This window comes from Streptomyces sp. NPDC046821 (assembly GCF_040645335.1).
Classification (GTDB): Bacteria; Actinomycetota; Actinomycetes; order Streptomycetales; family Streptomycetaceae; genus Streptomyces.
Map to the genome: position 1 here is coordinate 73,805 of NZ_JBEYYB010000002.1, position 14,213 is coordinate 88,017.

Sequence of the window (14,213 nt, forward strand, 5' to 3'; positions counted from 1 at the left end):
CCGGCCCTGACCCCGCTCTTGACACGGCGACGTATTCTCGCCCCGATCACGCGGGAGCGAGGGCGGTACACATGGCGAGCAGCGACCGGGGCACCGGGACGGCCCGGGAGGCCGGCCGATCCGTGCGCGGCGGCGGGGCCCGGCCGTCGCTGGGCGCACAGGCGCGGGACACCATCCGGGCGCGCATCGTCGACCGGCGCTATCCGCCGGGGACGCGGCTCGTGGAGCGGGAGATCGCCGAGGAGCTGCGGATGTCGCGCGTCCCGGTGCGGGAGGCGCTGCGCGCGCTCGTCACCGAGGGTCTCGCCGAACTCCTGCCGCACAGCGGGGTACGCGTGCGGCGGCTGGCGCGGGCCGACGTGGAGCATCTCTACGAGGTGTGGGAACCGCTGTCCGTGCAGGCGTCACGGCTGGCGGCCCGGCGGGTGGCGCAGGCCGCACCGCTGGAGCCGGAGGGGCTCGCCGCGCTGCGCGGGTCGCTGGAGGTCGCGGAGCGGGCGGCCGCCGCGGACGAGGGTGCGCGTGAGGTCGCCGCGCACACGGCGTTCCACGAGGGCATCGTGGCGCTGTCCGGGAACCCGCTGCTCGGCCGCACGATGGAGCAGCTGGGCTGGCAGCTCCAGCTCCTGTTCGGTATGCGGGAGGAGCCGGCGCACATGCGGGAGCAGCACCGGTCGGTCTTCCGGCACATCGCGGCCGGTGACGAGGAGACGGCGGCGGCGAGCACGCTGCTGCACGTACGCGACAGCCGGTCGGTCGCGCTGCGCTCGCTGTTCGGTGACGAGGAGTCCGAGAGCGCCGGGGACACGGACCGGAGCGGGAGCGCCGGGGACGCAGGCGGAAGCGGGAGCGCGGACGGCGGAAGCGCGGACGGCGGCGGCAACGTCGCGGCGCTGTATACCAACATCGGGTGATCCTTGGTCCGGTTGACCAAATTACGGACTGAACGCCCTGGTCACGCCCGGTTTGACCGCATGGTTCTTGCCCACCCGGTCAACTTGGTATACAAAAAGTCGCACAAGAGCATCACCCCCCGTTCCGCCGAGGAGCCACCCATATGTGCGTCGAGAACGTCCCCCCGCCGTCCAGCCGGCTGACCCGCCGAGGCGTACTCGCCGGCGCCGCCGCCCTGGCGGGCACCACGGCCGCCCTCGCCGCCTCCGCGCCCAGCGCGTCGGCCCTCGGGACGAGCGCCGCCCGCGCCACCCGCCCGGCCACCGCCCCCCGCGGCGGCGACCTGGTCATCGACGGCGGCACGCTTCTCGACCCCGAGACCGGCCAGGTCACGGAGGACGCGGTCGTCGTCATCCGTGACGGCGTCGTCCGCGCGGCCGGTGCCCGCTCCAAGGTCGAGGTGCCCTCGGGCGTCACCGTCCTCGACGCGCACGGCCAGTGGGTCCTGCCGGGTCTCGTCGACTCGCACATCCACCTGAACAGCGCCGCCGAGGCCGCCAAGACCCTCGCGCAGGGCGCCACCACCGCGCGCAGCGGTTCGACGAACTTCTACCAGGACATCGCCGTCCGCGAGCTGTCCCGGCAGGCCCCGGGCCTGGCCCCGCGGCTGCGCGCGGCCGGTGTCTTCGTCACGCCCGACCTCGGTGACACGATCCTCGCCGACCCCGACCTGACCGAGCTCGCCCGCGCCAAGGGCGGCGTCACCTCCGCCGAGGCCCTGCGCCGCGTCGTCGAGGTCAACCTGGCCCGCGGTGTCGACACCATCAAGACCCGCGTGAACCCGCGCGCCGGTCTCGCCGAGCAGGACCCGCTGGAGCAGGTCTACTCCCGCGAGCAGCTCTCCACGATCGTCGCCGCCGCCCGCCGCGGCGGCAAGGAAGTGCTGTGCCACAGCTACAGCGCGAAGGGCTGCCACGACGCGGTCCTGGCCGGCGTCAAGTCCGTCGAGCACGGCGCGTTCATCACCGAGGAGACGCTGCACGAGATGCGTCGCCGGGGCACGTACTTCACGCCCACCATGGTCGCCATCGGCGGCATGATCGGTGACCCGAACCCGGTCCTCGACGAGCGCGGCCGCACCTACCTGCCCAAGCTCAAGGCCGCCGCGAAGCTCGCGCACGACCTGGGCGTGGGCCTCGTGTCCGGCACCGACTCGTCCGGCGGCGAGGTCGAGCCGATCGGCGCCGAGATCGAGATGATGCACTCGGCCGGTCTGTCGGCGCTCGACGCGATCCGCACCGCGACCACCAACGCCGCTCGTCTCCTCGGCTTCGAGGGCCAGGTCGGCCGTCTGGCGCGCGGCTACGCGGGCGACGCGATCCTGCTGTCCCGCAGCCCGCTCGACGACATCTCCGTGCTGAAGACGCCGTCGCGCGTCATCCGCACCGGAGTCGCCGTATGACCGCCACCGTCTTCAAGAACGTCCGCCCGCTCGGTGCGGACCAGGCGGTCGACCTGACGGTCGTCGACGGTCTGATCGTCGACGGTCCGGCGCCCGAGGGTGCCGAGGTCGTCGACGGCGGTGGCCGCGTCGCGCTGCCCACGCTCGTGGACGGGCACATCCACCCGGACAAGACGGCGTGGGGCGAGAAGTGGGTGTCGCGCAAGAAGGCGTCCTCCATCGCCGAGTTCGTCGAGGCCGACGCGGACCTGTTCCACGCGCAGACCACCCCGCTCAAGGACCGCGCCCTGCGTCTCATGTCGCACGCGGTCACGCAGGGCACCCGTGCCATGCGCGCCCACGTCGACGTCGCGCCGGTCTACGGCCTCGAAGGCGTCGAGGGCGTCATCGCGGCGCGTGAGACCCTGCGTGACGCGCTCGACGTGGAGATCGTGGCGTTCCCGCAGCACGGTGTCATCCGTAAGCCGGGCACGGCCGAACTTCTTGAGGAAGCGGCCGCGAGCGGCGCCATCGACATCGTCGGCGGCATCGACCCGAGCAGCTTCGACGGTGCGCTCGACGAGCAGCTCGACCTGGTCTTCGGCATCGCGGACCGGCACGGCATCGGCGTCGACGTCCACCTGCACGACGTGGGCGAGACCGGCCTCGAGGTGGTCAACGCGATCATCGCGCGGACCCGGGCGCTGTCCCTCCAGGGCAAGGTGAGCATCAGTCACGTGTTCTGCGTGCCCGCTCTCCAGGGCGCCGCGCTGGACAAGCTGGGCAGCGAGCTGGCAGAGGCGGGGATCTCCCTCGCGACCGTCGCTCCCTCCGAGTCGCTGGTCCTGCCGACGCGCCGGCTGCGAGAGCTCGGTGTGGGCGTGGGCCTCGGCTCGGACGGCGTGCGCGACTCGTGGAGCCCGTTCGGCAACGCCGACATGCTGCACCGCGTGCACCTGCTCTCGCAGGTCCAGAACGCGCGTCTCGACGAGGACCTGGAGGACGCGTTCCGCGTCGCCGCCGACGACGGCGCCCGCATCCTGGGCCTCCCCCACGCGGATCTGACCCCGGGCTCCCCGGCGGACTTCTTCCTGGTGGAGGGCGAGTGCCTGCCGCAGATCGTCGTGGACCTGCCGAAGCGTGACCTCGTGGTCCGGGCCGGCCGTGTCGTCGCCAAGGACGGCAAGCTGCTCCTGCCCTGAGCAGTCACTGCTCCCATGCGGTCCCGGGTCCCTATGCCCGGGGCCGCATGGTGAAGTCGTACTGTGCGGGCAGCCGTTCGCCGGCTTCGGCGAGGCTGTCCCACAGTACGGCGATGGTCTCCGCACCTTCCCGCAGGTCGGCGACCTCGAAGCCCGCGTCGAACACGGCGCGGGCCTTTTCCTTTTCTCCCTCGGCGAGCAGCAGGCGGGCCTCCAGGAGCCGGAAGCGTCCGCGGGCCCGGGTCGTGGGGTGCAGCCGCTCCCGGACGCATCGGGCGGCACCCGGGCGCCGGACCGCGAGCAGCGCTTCCATGGCCTCGCGGCCGAGTGCCGCCGTCGCCGCGGTCCAGGCCTCGCCGTCGTCGCGCCGCTCCTGGCACAGGTCGTCGAAGGCTTCCTCGTACCGGTCGGCGGCGCGCTCGTGGTAGCCGTCCTCCTGGTCGGCGACGGCGAGGCAGCGCAGCAACGGCCAGCGGGACGGGGCGAGTTCGAGCCCGCGCTCCCAGCTGCGCACGGCCTGGGCGCGGTCGCCGGCGTGCCACTGGGCGACGCCGAGGTGGTACTCGGTGTGCGGCTTGGCCGGCGCCGTCTCCAGCATGTCCCGCCAGTGGGGTGCCACGAGGGTGGGTCCGGGCGGTGCGACGCGGCGCGGCTCGGGCAGGGCGCCGCTGCGCAGCAGATGCAGCCACGGCATCTGCTCGTCGCCGAGGGTGCACTGGTCGAAGGGGGTGCCGGGCAGCTTGAGGCCGCCGCGCTCCACTTCGAGGGCGCCCCAGCCGGAACCCACCGCGAGCATCTCGCCGGGTTCGGCGTCGGCGTGCGGGCGCCAGACCGCGTAGGCGGCGTCGACGTCGGCGCGGGGCAGCGCGGCTTCGAGCCGGTCCTCGGCCTCGCCCCGGGCGGTCGCCCAGTCCTCGTCGCAGTGCACGGAGTCGGCATCCGCGTCCAGCGGCCCGTACGCCTCCAGCCAGGCGAACTCGCCGCCGGCGTCTAGGCGTACGTGTTCCAGCTGGGTGCGGGCGAGACCGGCCTGGATCTCGGCGTAGCCGCCCGTGCCCGGTTCGGTCAGCCACTCCTGCCAGCGCCGGCCGCCCGCGCCGTGGCCCCACAGGAACAGCTTGCGGCCGCGCAGCAGATCGGTCGACGTCTGGACGAGTCCGTGCCCGTCGTCGTCGAACGCGGCGATCCAGCGGCGCTGCCCGTCGGGGACCTCGTAGAAGTAGTCGGCCGGGTACTCGCCGCTGAGCGGGTACGTGCGGTCGATGCCGTCGGACTCCGGTACGGGGACGCGGCGCAGGCTGCGTTCGTAGCCGAAGTGCCAGGCCTCGTCGGCGGGGGCGAGGACGCGGTGCTCCTCGGGGACGGCGATGTTGGACCACCAGTAGACGGGCGCGGGCCGCTCGTGCGGGTTGCGGATCCGTACGCCCACGTGGAGGAAGTCCGAGCCGGCCGGGAGCCACAGGTCCACCTGGAAGGGCAGGTCGCGCAGCCGTTCCCATTCCCACAGGCGCAGCATGTCGCCGCCGTCGGGGGCGGTGACGCGGGCGGCGTGCAGGGGTGCGCAGGACAGGGTGGTGTGCCCGGTCGCGCCGATGTTCCACTCGATGCCGCCGGAGAACCAGGCACCGTTGAGTGCGAAGTCCGCGGGCTGGAACACCGGGTTGCTGTACAGGAGTTGGCGTCCCGTGGGCTTGTGGAAGAGGGAGTGGATCCGGCCGCCGAGACCGGGCAGGACGGTGACGCGCAGCCGGTCGTTCTCCAGGACGAGGGTGTCGAGGGTGACCGGCGCGCGGTCGCGCCCGTAGCCGTTCTTGACGCGCTCGGGGAGGATGCTGCGCAGCGGCTCGTAGCCGATCTGGCGGGCCATGTCGCGGGGCATGTCCTGCTTGGCGCGGTCGTCGAGGACGTGGAGTTCGTCGAGGGGCCGCAGGGGTGGCAGCGGGTCGGAGGCCCCCAACGCCACGCCGGGCAGGGTCAGTACGTCGCGTCGCAGGGTCGTCCGCTCTGCTTGCGAGTGCGTCAAGTCCGCCTCCCATCTCGCGGGGCCCGCCGCCGGTACGCGGTCCGCCCCGCCGACCATGGAACAGGCTCACCCGTGTGCCGACCAAGGGCGTACCCCGTCAGAATTAAGCAAAGGCGCGGCGCGGCCGGGCCGGTTACGCTCCACGGATGGGAACCGAGCACACCTACCGGGTCATCGTCCGCGGCACGTGGGACGGCCTCACCGACGGCGCGCGCGAGCGGCTGCTCGCCGAGGCCGACGACCACGGCCTCACGTCGATGAGGTTCACGCCCGAGGGCTCGCTCACGTACGACCGCGCGCTGAAGCACTTCTCCCTCCGGTTCGTCGTGGAGTCGGACGCGGAGGACGGCGCGGAGATGGCGGAGGCGCTCGCCGAGGAGCGGGCCGAAGCGTCCCTCAGGGCGCTGGGCGAGGGGTACGGCTTCGGCGCGCTGAAGTCCTCGGCGACCGACATGGACACGATGAAGATCAACCGGAAGCGCCCGGCATCTCGGCGGTGAGCGCCCAGCGCTGGTGGTCGCGCCAGGCGCCGTTCACGTAGAGGAAGTCGGGCGAGTAGCCCTCCAGGCGGAAACCGGCGCGGCGGGCGAGTCCGATCGACGCCATGTTGCCCGGCTGCACATTGATTTCCAGGCGGTGCAGTCCGAGGGGGCCGAAGGCGTGCCGGACGACGAGGCCGAGGGCCTCGCCCATCAGTCCGCGGCCCGCCGCGTGCGCGAACGCGCCGTAGCCGAGGGCGCCGCAGCGGAAGCCGCCGCGGACGATGTTGTTGATGTTGATGAAGCCGGCGATGGTGCCCGCTCTGGCACCCGTCCGTTCGCACACCAGGAAGCCCTGCCGGGCCGGGTCGTCGATGAGGGCGGCCGCGTAGGCGGCGTAGGTCTCCGCGCCGGTGGGCGGGAAGAGCCAGGGGTGGTGCAGGTACTCGCTCTCCCTCGCCCGGCGCGTGAACTCCTCGCCGTCCTCGGGCGTGAAGGGCCGGATGCCCACGTGGGGGCCTTCGCTGACGTGACGGTCGTCGGTCTCGGGCATCCGGCCACCCTACGCGGCGCAGCCGGTCTACCGGCCGCCGACCACCGGCAGCTCCAGGACGCCCGTGTCGTTCGGCGCACTGGTGACGACGACCGGCTTCACGCCCTTGTTGCCGCCGTACGCGTCGTCGCTGGCCGCGATGACGAACTGGAGGCGGTGGCCCTTCTCGTAGCGGTGGACGATGCCGGGCAGCGAGACGGTGAACGGGCGGGTCACGTCGGGCACGCGGACCGGCGCGACGAGGCGGTGCACCAGCGTCTTGCTGCCGTCCGGCGCGACGTCGTACAGCTTCGCGAAGAGGACGAGTTTGTCGGCGGCGTCGCCCGAGTTCTGGACGCGTTCGGTGCGCGGCGAGACGACCTTGAGGGTCGCCTTCGGGGAGCCCACCAGGTCGGTCGGGCTGGTCAGCGGGTCGCTGGTCCAGGCGAGGTACGTGCCGGCGGTGTCGCGGGGCGCGGGGTCGGGGAGGCCGATGATGCCGGCGAGGGAGGACTCGGAGTGGCTGGTGGGGATCAGCCAGTTCTTGTACTCGCGGCTGCCGCGGGCAACCTTGGCGCGGTTGTCGACGAGCTTGCCGTCGCCGGACAGGTACAGCTTGCGGCTCAGGGCGGGGACACTGTCGGCGGTGGCGTAGGTGCGGGTCGGGTCGGTGATCCAGTCGCGGTAGTAGGCGAAGGCGGGGCCGGTGTCGACGTTCTTCTTGTGCTGGAGGTAGCGGTCGAACCAGGCGAGGATCCGCTTGCCGACGTAGGAGGTCTCCAGGTTGCCCTGCGCGATGTTGAGTTCGCCGGTGGCCGGGTCGGTGAGGCCGCCGCTGTGGCCCCAGGACTGCCAGATCATCTTGGCGGTGGTGCCCTGCGCCCGCAGGGTCCGGTACGTGGCCTGCGCCTCGTTCAGATTGAAGAGGCTGTCGGACTGGCCCTGGATCAGCAGCGTGGGGGCCTTGACCTGCTTGAGGTAGGACACCGGGGAGACGCTGCGGGCGTAGGCGAGCAGCGGTCCGGTCTTCGCGGCCGGGTAGCTGCCCGAGTTCAGGGTGCGGATCGTCTCGCACGCGTCGTCGACGAAGTGCAGGCAGGTGAGCTTGTTGATGCGCGACGGGTCGAGGGACGGTACGAGGAGGGGCTGGCCCTCGCCCATCAGGAAGAAGCCGTTGGACCACTGCCACTTGAAGGCGCCGGGCACGGAGCGGTCGGAGACGCTGTTCGGGTCGAGGGAGTACGCGAGGTCGTTCCACGTGATCATCGGGACGAGCGCGTCGACGCGGTGGTCGACGGCAGCGGTGGCCATCTGGATGGCGCCGCCGTACGAGCCGCCGATCATGCCGACGCGGGGGTCGCCCTTGCCGTCGGAGGTCACGTAGTCGGCCTTCGTGCCGTCGTCGGCGGCGCGGGTCCCGGCGAGGAAGTCGACCAGCTTGGAGGCGGCCACGCCGTCGATACGCGGGTCGTCGAGCGAGACGAGGCACCCCGACTTGCCGAAGCCGAGCCCCGAATAGACGAGCCCGACGTAGCCACGGGCGGCGACGGCCTTGCCGATGGCGTCGGTCGAGCCGTCGTTCTTGCTGCCGCCGAAGCCGTTCGTGGCGAGGACGGCGGGCGCGCGGTGCGTGGCGTCGACCCCGGCGGGCCGGTAGAGATCGGCGTCGACGACGCAGTTGCGGCCACCGGTCTGGACGGTGAACTTCAGCGGGGTGACGGTGTACGTGCCTTGCGCGGTGGGTGTCGTGGCGTTCGCGGGGACGGCGAGCGCGAGGGGCGCTGCGACCGCCGCGCCGACGGCGAGGGCCAGGGGTGAGCGACGCCGGGATCGGGGCACGGCACGGGACACGGCTACCTCCACGCTGAAGGAGACCACCGGCTACCGACCGGTAAGTCTGGGCGTGGTCATGTTGTGGCACACGTCATACGCAGGTCAATCACCGGGGCGTGTGTTCTTGACGGAGATTCAGCAAACGTTGCGGGGGCGCCGGCGGCGGCGAGCGACACCGGCGGAGTCCCGCGCGTGGGCACCGGAGGGCCGCCGAGCGAGACCGACGGAGTCTCGCCCGTGGGCACCGGAGCGCGGCCTACGAGGTCTCAGACCAGCGCCGGCACGTCCAGCGTCAACGCCCCCGCGTCCGCGTCGAGTTCACCCGGCACACCGAACGGAACGGTCAGCGCCCCGTCGCAGTGACCGAACCCGAACTCCTCCGCCACCGGCACACCGAGCCCGCCGAGCCGGTCCGCGAGCAGCGCCCGCACGTGCTCGTACGGGCCGCACTCCGCCCAGGACCCGAGCAGGATCCCCGAGACCCCGTCCAGCCACCCGGCGCGCAGCAGCTGCGTGAGACAGCGGTCGAGGTGGTACGGCTCCTCGCCGATGTCCTCCAGGCACAGCAGCCCGCCCCGCGCCGACGGCCGGGCGTGCGGGGTGCCCAGGTCGGACGCGAGCAGGGAGAGGCAGCCGCCGAGCGTGACGCCGCGCGCGATGCCGCCCACGAGCGGACGGCCACCGCCGGGCGCGGTGATGGTGCGTACCGACTCGGGTTCGAAGAGCGTCGCCCTCAAGTGGTCCTGTGCGCGGGTGCTCTTGAGGAAGTCGGCCGCGGCGGCCATCGGACCGTGCAGGGTCGCGAGGCCGAGCCGTACCGCGAACGCCTCGTGCAGGGCCGTGATGTCGCTGTACCCGACGAACACCTTGGGCCCGGCGGCCCGCATCGCGTCCCAGTCGAGCAGGTCCACCATGCGCTGGGCGCCGTAGCCGCCCCGCGCGCACACGACCGCGTCGACGGAGGGGTCGCACCAGGCGCGCTGGAGGTCGGCGGCGCGGTCGGCGTCCGTACCGGCGAGATAGTCGAACTCGCCGTGCACGTCCGGGACATGGGGCGCGACGACGGGTTCCAGCTCCCAGCCACGCAGCAGGTCGAGGCCCGCCTGGAGCCGGTCGTCGGGCACGGGCCCGCTGGGCGCGACGACGGCGACGCGGGCCCCCGGGGCGAGGCGCCGGGGACGGGTGAGCGCCTTCACTTGGACAGCTCCAGCGCGGGGATCCCCTGCGGCTCAAGGCCGAACACCTGGGCGTACAGGGAGAGTTCGGACTCCAGGACGCGGATCATGGTGTCCGCGCGGCGGAAGCCGTGGCCCTCGCCCTCGAAGGCGATGTACGCGTGCGGGACGCGGCGGCCGTCCAGGCGGGCGAGGAAACGCTCGCACTGCGAGGGAGGGCAGATCACGTCGTCCAGGCCCTGGAGCAGCAGGAACGGCGCGGTGAGCCGGTCGGCGTGCTCGGCCGGCGAGCGCTCGGCGTAACGCGCGGGGACCTCGGCGAGCGGTCCGACCAGCGTCTCCAGGTACTGGGACTCGAAGTCGTGGGTCTCGCCGGAGGCCCAGGTCGTGAGGTCGAGGACGGGGTAGAGGATGGTGCCGCAGGCGTAGACGTCGGTGGTGGTGAGGGACGCGGCCGTGGTCCAGCCTCCGGCGCTGCCGCCGCGGATCGCGAGGCGGGCGCGGTCGGCGGTGCCCTCGTCGGCGAGGGCGAGGGCCACGGCGGCGCAGTCCTCGACGTCGACGACGCCCCACTGCTCGCGCAGCCGGTTGCGGTACGCGCGGCCGTATCCGGTGGAGCCGCCGTAGTTGACCTCGGCGACACCGATGCCGCGCGACGTGAAGTAGGCGATCTCCAGGTCGAGTACGAGGGGCGAGCGGCTTGTGGGGCCGCCGTGGACCCACACGACGTAGGGCGCCGGTTCGTCGTCGGGCGCGGCGTGGGTGGGGCTGTGCGGCGGGTAGACGTGGGCGTGGATGTCGCGGCCTTCGGGGCCCGCGAAGGTCCTGATCTGCGGTTCCGGGTAGTACGCGGGGTCGACGGCGTCGGTGTGCGCGGAGCCGACTACGCGGGCCCGGCCGGTGCAGGTGTCGAGTTCGACGACCTCGTGGCCGGTGCGCGGGCTGGCCGCGACGCCCACGACGCGGGTGCCGTGCGCCGCGAGCGTGGGGCTCCACTCCGTCCAGGGGCCGGCCGCGTCGACGACCTCGCCGGTCGCCGGGTCGAGCACCCCGAGCGCGGTGGCGCCGCTGCCGTGGACGACCGCGATCAGGCCGCACTCCAGCGGGGCGAACCAGCGGTGGCCGATCTTCCAGAGCGGTCCGCCGAACTCCTCCTCGCGCGGGCACAGCGGCCGGTGCTCGCCGTCCGGGCCGACGCGGTACAGGTTCCACCAGCCGCTGCGGTCGCTGGAGTACAACAGGGCGCCGTCCTCGGCCCATTCGGCCTGGGCGACGGACTCGTCAGGGCCGCCAGAAACGACCGAAGCCGCACTTACCGTGCCGTCCCCGGCCACGTCGGCGACGATCAGCTCCGTACCGTCCCACGGCATCCTCGGGTGGTCCCAGGCGAGCCAGGCGGCGCGGCGGCCGTCGGGCGAGAGGCGGGGGCCGGTCACGAACCGGTGCCGCCCGTCGGAGAGTTCGCGTACGGCGGCCCGGTCCTCGGCGGCGCTCCCGTCGAGCGGAACGGCGGCGGCGACACGGCGCACGTCGGCGGGTCCGTCGCCGGTGAACTCCTCCAGGACGCACCAGACTTCACCCCGGTCGAGGTGGACCTGCGGATCGGCCCAGCGCAGGCCGCCGCCCACCGCGGACACGGGGGTGAGCGGGCGCGGTGCGGCTCCGGGGGCGTCGGGTTCGTACGCGTAAAGACGCTGGTCGGCGAAGTCCACGAAGACGACGAGGGGCCCTTCGGGGCGGCCGGCGCCGGCCCACGGCTGACCGCCGTACTCGATGACGCGGGTGCGTACGTTCCACGGCGCGGGCAGCACGGTGTGTTCCGTGCCGTCGGCGAGCCGCCTCACCAGTGCGCGCCGGCCGCCCTCGGCGGGCCGGGGCTCGGTCCACCACGCCTCGTCACCGACGAAGCCGACGTACTCCGGCTGGCCGTCGTGCGCGGCGGCGAGCGCCGCCGTGATCGGCGACGGCCACGATCCGTACTCCTGGACCATCCCCATCTTCCCGTCCCCCATGACCTCTGAGGCCCCCATGTTCTCCACGCGCGACGCCATTTCCTAGACCGTCTCCAAAACCCTTACCCGACCCCGAACTCCGCCCGAGCCGCCCCGCCCGTGCCCGCCGCCCCGCCCGCTACGCCGACCGCAGGAACCGGTCGAGCACGCGGACCCCGAAGTGCAGCGCCTCGACCGGCACCCGCTCGTCGACGCCGTGGAAGAGCGCCTGGTGGTCGAAGCCCTCGGGCAGCCTCAGCGGCGCGAAACCGTACCCCGTGATGCCGAGCCGTGAGAACTGCTTGGCGTCGGTGCCGCCCGACATGCAGTACGGCACGACGTGCCCCTCGGGCGCGAACTCCTCGACGGCCGCCCGCATCTTCGCGTACGTCGACGAGTCGACCGGCGCCTGGAGGGCGACCTCCTGGTGCGCGAACTCCCAGTCCACGTCGGGCCCGGTGAGCCGGTCGAGCGTCTCGCGGAACTCGTCCTCGCCGCCCGGCAGATACCGGCCGTCGACGAACGCGGTCGCCTCCCCCGGGATCACGTTGACCTTGTAACCGGCGGACAGCATCGTCGGGTTGGCGCTGTTACGGACGGTGGGCTCTACGAGAGCTGCCGCCGGGCCGAGCTTCATGAGCAGGTCGTCGGCCGCGAAGTCCGGTGCCGTCACGTCGACTTCGATGCCGTACAGGGCGGCGAGTTCGGTGAGCGCGGCGCGGACGGTCGGGGTGAGCCGGACCGGCCACTCGTGCGCGCCGATCCGCGCGACGGCGGCGGCGAGCCGGGTGACGGCGTTGGCGTGGTTCACCTTCGAGCCGTGGCCCGCCGTGCCGCGCGCGGTGAGCCGGAGCCAGCCCGTGCCGCGCTCCCCCGCCGCGATCGGGTAGATGTGCCTGCCCGAGCCGTCGTGGAAGGTGAAGGCACCCGATTCGCTGACGCCCTCCGTGCAGCCCTCGAAGAGCCCCGCGTGCTGCTCGGCGAGGAAGCCCGAGCCGTCCTCGGCGCTCGCCTCCTCGTCGGCGGTGAACGCGACGACGATGTCCCGTCGCGGCCGCACCCCGGTACGGGCCCACTGCCGGACGACCGCCAGGATCATCGCGTCCATGTTCTTCATGTCGACCGCGCCCCGGCCCCAGACGACGCCGTCGCGGATCTCCCCGGAGAACGGGTGCACGCTCCAGTCGGCGGCCTCAGCGGGGACGACGTCGAGGTGGCCGTGCAGGAGCAGCGCGTCGGCGGAGGGGTCGGCGCCCTCGATGCGCGCGACGACGTTCGTCCGGCCCTCGGTGCGCTCCAGGAGCGTCGGCTCCAGGCCGGCGCCTGCCAGTTGCTCGGCCGCGTACTCGGCGGCCGGGCGCTCCCGGCAGTCGCCGCCGCCGCGGTTCGTGGTGTCGATGCGGATGAGGTCGGAGGTGAAGGCCACAACCTCGTCGAGCGCCTGCTGGTCCACGTGAAATGCCTGGTCAGCCATACTGCTCCTCCACCGCGGACGAGGCGATCGTGGTGACGGCCTTGAAGGTGCGGATGCCGTCGTACATGGTCTCGTGCGTGTACGCGACCTTGCGTTCGCCGATGCGCCGGACGCCGGGCACGACGGTCGCGGCCATCGACAGGTGCTCGGCGTCGAACTCGACCTCGATGGTGAAGGGGCCGCCCTGGACGGGGTCGTGACGCACGGCGAGCGCGGCCGCTTCCTTGGCGGCGGCGCGGATGTCGGCGGCGGTCCTCGTAGGCGTACGGCACACGGCCGCGTAGCGGGAGACGTGGTCCTTGACGGCGACCTTGCGGGCCTCGGGCGCGTAGCCGAGGGCGTCGTCGCAAGCGTGGTCGTCGCCGGTGACGAGGATCACGGGCACGCCGTACTCGGCGACCACGTGCGCGTTGAGCAGTCCCTCGCTCGCGCGGACGCCGTTGATCCAGACGCCGGTGATGGAGTTGGCGAGGTAGGTGTGGGCGAGGACGCCCTCCATGCCGGCGCCCGCGTGGTAGCCGATGAACGCGATGCCGTCGACGTCTCCGTGCTGGACGCCCTCGACCATGGAGAGCGACTTGTGACGGCCGGTGAGCATCTCGGCCCGCTCGTCGAGCTGCTCCAGGAGCAGGTTGCGCATCGACCAGTGCGCCTCGTTGATGAGCACCTCGTCGGCGCCCCCGTCGAAGAAACCGAGCACGGCGGCGTTGACGTCCGAGGTGAACATGGAGCGGCACCGCTCCCACTGCGGCGTGCCCGGCAGTACGTCCCCCGGCCATGTCACGCCGGTGGCGCCCTCCATGTCAGCACTGATGAGGATCTTCATGGCGCCTCACCGTACGCGCCGGGGAACGGGCGGGCCAGGGACGCCAGGACAGCCAGTGGCCTGGTCCACCGAAAGGCGGCGGGGCGCTGCTCCGGTCAGGAGCCGGCTCCTGAGGTCAGGAGCTGACGGGACCGACCGGCCCTTGGCCGCTCTCGGCCTCGTCGGTCTTCATCGCGCGCGTCTCGCTCTTGAGGATGCGCAGCGACTTGCCGAGCGCGCGGGCCGTGTCGGGCAGTTTCTTGGACCCGAAAAGGACGATGACCACTATCGCCACGATGAGCAGGTGCCAGGGTTCGAGACCGTTGCGGAACATTTCCACCCCATTCTTCGTCTTCTCGGATGA

General features: G+C 72.7%; 11 protein-coding genes and 1 pseudogene. 4 read left to right on the forward strand and 8 right to left on the reverse strand.

What is annotated here, in order from left to right:
• Window positions 1-122: 122 nt before the first annotated feature.
• The 3 genes and pseudogenes from ABZ893_RS03915 to ABZ893_RS03925 form a co-directional block, all read left to right on the forward strand.
• Window positions 123-776 (forward strand): annotated as a pseudogene (locus ABZ893_RS03915) (GntR family transcriptional regulator); the annotation flags it as partial.
• A 281-nt stretch (window positions 777-1,057) separates the two neighbouring features.
• On the forward strand, window positions 1,058-2,356 hold the full coding sequence (locus tag ABZ893_RS03920) for an amidohydrolase family protein (protein ID WP_361396313.1): 1,299 nt from the start codon (window positions 1,058-1,060) through the stop codon (window positions 2,354-2,356).
• Complete coding sequence (locus ABZ893_RS03925) at window positions 2,353-3,537, forward strand: amidohydrolase family protein (RefSeq protein WP_361396316.1); 1,185 nt, start codon at window positions 2,353-2,355, stop codon at window positions 3,535-3,537. The genes ABZ893_RS03920 and ABZ893_RS03925 overlap by 4 nt, the downstream gene beginning before the upstream one ends.
• A gap of 31 nt (window positions 3,538-3,568) precedes the next feature.
• On the opposite strand, the gene ABZ893_RS03930 is transcribed toward ABZ893_RS03925, so the two are convergent.
• Window positions 3,569-5,560: a DUF5107 domain-containing protein gene (locus tag ABZ893_RS03930; RefSeq protein ID WP_361396319.1), complete on the reverse strand. Its 1,992-nt coding sequence runs from the start codon at window positions 5,558-5,560 to the stop codon at window positions 3,569-3,571.
• 146 nt (window positions 5,561-5,706) lie between these two features.
• On the opposite strand from ABZ893_RS03930, the gene ABZ893_RS03935 reads away from it, so the two are divergent.
• Window positions 5,707-6,060, forward strand: a complete 354-nt coding sequence (locus ABZ893_RS03935; RefSeq protein WP_361396321.1) for a DUF6204 family protein — start codon at window positions 5,707-5,709, stop codon at window positions 6,058-6,060.
• Here ABZ893_RS03935 and ABZ893_RS03940 read toward each other — a convergent pair.
• The 7 genes from ABZ893_RS03940 to tatA all read right to left on the reverse strand — a co-directional run bounded on the left by ABZ893_RS03940 (window position 6,029) and on the right by tatA (window position 14,183).
• The gene (locus tag ABZ893_RS03940; protein WP_361396323.1) at window positions 6,029-6,592 is read right to left on the reverse strand and encodes a GNAT family protein; all 564 of its coding nucleotides are present in this window, start codon (window positions 6,590-6,592) and stop codon (window positions 6,029-6,031) included. The two genes, ABZ893_RS03935 and ABZ893_RS03940, sit on opposite strands and share 32 nt — an antisense overlap.
• A gap of 27 nt (window positions 6,593-6,619) precedes the next feature.
• Entirely contained in the window at window positions 6,620-8,422 is a 1,803-nt protein-coding gene (locus tag ABZ893_RS03945) for an alpha/beta fold hydrolase (RefSeq protein WP_361396326.1), read from the reverse strand.
• A gap of 248 nt (window positions 8,423-8,670) precedes the next feature.
• Window positions 8,671-9,600 carry an LD-carboxypeptidase gene (locus ABZ893_RS03950; RefSeq protein ID WP_361396329.1) on the reverse strand — a complete coding sequence of 310 codons (930 nt, stop codon included), beginning with the start codon at window positions 9,598-9,600 and terminating at the stop codon, window positions 8,671-8,673.
• Window positions 9,597-11,570: a prolyl oligopeptidase family serine peptidase gene (locus ABZ893_RS03955; RefSeq protein WP_361397671.1), complete on the reverse strand. Its 1,974-nt coding sequence runs from the start codon at window positions 11,568-11,570 to the stop codon at window positions 9,597-9,599. Before ABZ893_RS03955 ends, ABZ893_RS03950 begins: the two co-directional genes overlap by 4 nt.
• A gap of 139 nt (window positions 11,571-11,709) precedes the next feature.
• Window positions 11,710-13,044 carry a M20/M25/M40 family metallo-hydrolase gene (locus tag ABZ893_RS03960; protein WP_361396332.1) on the reverse strand — a complete coding sequence of 445 codons (1,335 nt, stop codon included), beginning with the start codon at window positions 13,042-13,044 and terminating at the stop codon, window positions 11,710-11,712.
• Entirely contained in the window at window positions 13,037-13,870 is an 834-nt protein-coding gene (locus tag ABZ893_RS03965) for a M55 family metallopeptidase (protein ID WP_361396334.1), read from the reverse strand. The genes ABZ893_RS03960 and ABZ893_RS03965 overlap by 8 nt, the downstream gene beginning before the upstream one ends.
• A gap of 115 nt (window positions 13,871-13,985) precedes the next feature.
• Window positions 13,986-14,183 (reverse strand): Sec-independent protein translocase subunit TatA, encoded by a 198-nt coding sequence (tatA, locus tag ABZ893_RS03970; RefSeq protein ID WP_361396337.1) that lies wholly within the window; start codon window positions 14,181-14,183, stop codon window positions 13,986-13,988.
• Window positions 14,184-14,213 lie beyond the last annotated feature (30 nt).